Annotated in this window: 2 protein-coding genes; one reads left to right on the top strand and one right to left on the bottom strand. The window is 52.4% G+C overall.

The features are described from left to right. The coding region (locus FDW87_RS22990) for a DEAD/DEAH box helicase (RefSeq protein WP_349290311.1) at positions 1-365 on the bottom strand (365 nt) is incomplete at its 3' end. A gap of 141 nt (positions 366-506) precedes the next feature. Between FDW87_RS22990 and FDW87_RS18155 the strand changes: the two genes are divergently transcribed. Then, positions 507-851 carry a RidA family protein gene (locus FDW87_RS18155; protein WP_016153387.1) on the top strand — a complete coding sequence of 115 codons (345 nt, stop codon included), beginning with the start codon at positions 507-509 and terminating at the stop codon, positions 849-851. The last annotated feature ends 7 nt before the right edge of the window (positions 852-858 follow it).

The raw sequence follows: 858 nt of genomic DNA, 5'->3' as shown, positions 1-858 counted from the left end.
AGGTCACCGCCCGCCAGCGCCTGTTGTTCGAGACGCTCAAGACACAGATAGTTTGAACGCCCTTTCAGCAGCGCCAGTTTACCCGTGAATTCCAGAGCCTTCGCTACTGTGGGTAAATCGCGGCTGTATAGCTGATCCTGCAACGCCTTCGAGCCCGTGGAGACAATTACTTTCTTTCCGGCACGCAGCGCAGGGGCAAGATAAGCGTAGGTTTTACCCGTTCCTGTTCCGGCTTCGACAACAAGCGGCTGTGATTTTTCGATAGCATGACTGACGGCGAAGGCCATCTGCCGCTGTGGTTCACGCGGTTTAAAACCGGGTATCGCTTTAGCCAACTGACCGTCTGCTGCAAAATCGTCCGTCACACTGCCCCCTGTTCATTTGAACAGGGATTATGTCAGGCCAGCGGCTCTTTCGCCAGTTGAAGAGGTGACGTGGACACAACATTATGGCAGTCTTGGCGCAACCCGAAGCCATTATGAAAAAACGTAAATGAGGAATGATTTATGACGATTGTGCGCATTGATGCCGAAGCGCGTTGGTCCGACGTGGTTATCCACAACAACACGTTGTATTACACCGGCGTACCGGAAAATCTGGATGCCGACGCCTTTGAGCAAACGGCAAATACGCTGGCGCAAATTGATGCGGTGCTGGAAAAACAGGGCAGCAGCAAGTCACGTATTCTTGATGCCACCCTGTTCCTGGCGGACAAAAATGATTTTGCCGCCATGAACAAAGCCTGGGACGCATGGGTTGTTGCTGGTCACGCGCCGGTACGTTGTACCGTTCAGGCCGGGTTAATGAACCCGAAATACAAAGTTGAAATTAAGATTATCGCTGCGGTATAAGCGGCGT

This window comes from Citrobacter sp. wls826 (assembly GCF_005281245.1).
Classification (GTDB): domain Bacteria; phylum Pseudomonadota; class Gammaproteobacteria; order Enterobacterales; family Enterobacteriaceae; genus Citrobacter; species Citrobacter braakii.
This window is presented reverse-complemented; position numbering and strand designations above follow the sequence as displayed.